This window comes from Kytococcus sp. HMSC28H12, assembly GCF_001816045.1.
Lineage (GTDB): Bacteria > Actinomycetota > Actinomycetes > Actinomycetales > Dermatophilaceae > Kytococcus > Kytococcus schroeteri.
In genome coordinates this window covers 1-1,725 of record NZ_KV824299.1, presented here as the reverse complement: position 1 = coordinate 1,725, position 1,725 = coordinate 1, and the positions used below count along the sequence as shown (strand labels likewise).

The 1,725-nt window shown below is 74.0% G+C and carries 2 protein-coding genes; both read left to right on the top strand.

Features of this window, described 5'->3' with window-relative positions; genetic code table 11:
• A partial coding sequence (locus HMPREF3099_RS01970) for a glutamate ligase domain-containing protein (protein ID WP_305778341.1) occupies positions 1-547 on the top strand: 547 nt, incomplete at its 5' end.
• Positions 540-1,725, top strand: a 1,186-nt coding sequence (gene ftsW / locus HMPREF3099_RS01965; protein ID WP_070703517.1) for a putative lipid II flippase FtsW, incomplete at its 3' end; no start/stop codon positions are given. The genes HMPREF3099_RS01970 and ftsW, both read left to right, overlap by 8 nt.

Here is a 1,725-nt window from a genome sequence, read left to right as displayed (position 1 = left end):
CGCCGCAGCCCTGGCCCGCGCCCACGGTGTGCCGCCGGCCGCCGTCCGGGAGGGGCTGCGCGCCTTCCGCGCCGACCCGCACCGCATGGAGACCGTGCTCGTGGCCGAGGGCGTCACCTGGGTGGACGACTCCAAGGCCACCAACCCGCACGCCGCCGCCGCGGCGCTCACGGCCTCGTCCAGCATCGTCTGGGTGGCCGGGGGAGACCTCAAGGGTGCCGACGTGGACGGGCTGGTGGCCGACGTGGCCGACCGTCTCAAGGCCGTGGTGGTGCTGGGCAAGGACGCCGACGCCGTCGCCGGCGCCGTGGCCCGCCACGCCCCGCAGGTGCCGGTGGACCGGGTGACCGGCACCGAGCCGGAGCAGGCCATGGCCGATGCGGTGTCCGCCGCCTCCGCGCGCGCCGGAGTCGGCGACCTCGTGCTGCTCTCGCCCGCCGCGGCCTCCATCGACATGTTCTCCGACTACGGCCAGCGCGGCGACCTGTTCGCCCGCGAGGTGCGCCGCCTGCACGGCGGGGACGGGCAGGTCCCCCTCGATGGCTGAGGGCGCCCACCCGTTCGACGCGGGGCGCCGCCAGGCCCTCAAGGAGTGGCTCGACCGTCCCGTGACCGTGGCCCGCCTGGCCGTGCTGGCACCGCTGGCGCTGCTCGTCATCGGCCTGGTGATGGTGTTCTCCGCCTCGTCGGTGTCGGCCTACACCGAGAGCGGGTCGGTCTACGCCGAGCTCGTCAAGCAGGCCACCTTCGCCGGCCTCGGACTGGTGGGGGCCACCGTGCTCGCGCTGCTGCCCGTGGCCTGGCTCCGCCGCCTGGCCTTCCCGGCCCTGGTGGGCACGGGGGCCCTGCAGGTACTGGTGTTCACGCCGCTGGGCGTGGCGGCCAAGGGCAACCGCAACTGGATCATGATCGGCGGCCAGACGATGCAGCCCTCGGAGCTGCTCAAGCTCGGGCTGGTGCTCGGCGGTGCCTTCCTGCTCGCCCACAAGGTGCCCCGCCTGCGCGAGCTGCTCCACCTCGTGGTGCCGTTCGTGGTGCCGGTGGTGGCGGGCTGCCTGGGGCTGGTGCTCGCGGGCCGCGACCTCGGGTCCGCGCTGGTGCTGCTGGCCATCGCGGTGGGCATGCTGTGGGTGGCCGGGGTGTCCCTGGTGTGGATGGGGGGAGGCCTCGCCGCGGCCGCCCTGCTGGCGGTGGTCCTCGCGGTCACCTCGCCCAACCGCATGGCCCGCATCGCGGTGTGGCTCAACGACTGCTCCAGCGCCCAGCAGGAGAACTGCTACCAGAAGGTGCACGGCGAGTACGCCCTGGCCGACGGCGGCTGGTGGGGCGTCGGTCTGGGGGCCAGCCGCGAGAAGTGGTTCTACCTGCCCGAGCCGCACAACGACTTCATCTTCGCCGTCATCGGTGAGGAGCTGGGCATGCTCGGTGCCTGCCTGGTGATCGGGCTGTTCGCCGTCATCGGGTACGTCTGCTACCGCGTCATCGCCGGCACGCGCGATACCTTCGTGCGCATCGCGACGGCCGGCATCATGGCCTGGCTGCTCGGCCAGGCGATGGTGAACATCGGCTCGGTCATCGGCCTGCTGCCCATCATCGGGGTGCCGCTGCCGCTGGTCTCCTCCGGTGGCTCGGCGCTCGTGGCGGCGCTCTGCGCAGTGGGGGTGCTCGTGGCCTTCGCCCGCGACCAGGTGCCGGGCGCCCGCCGCCTCGGTGCCCCGGCCCGCC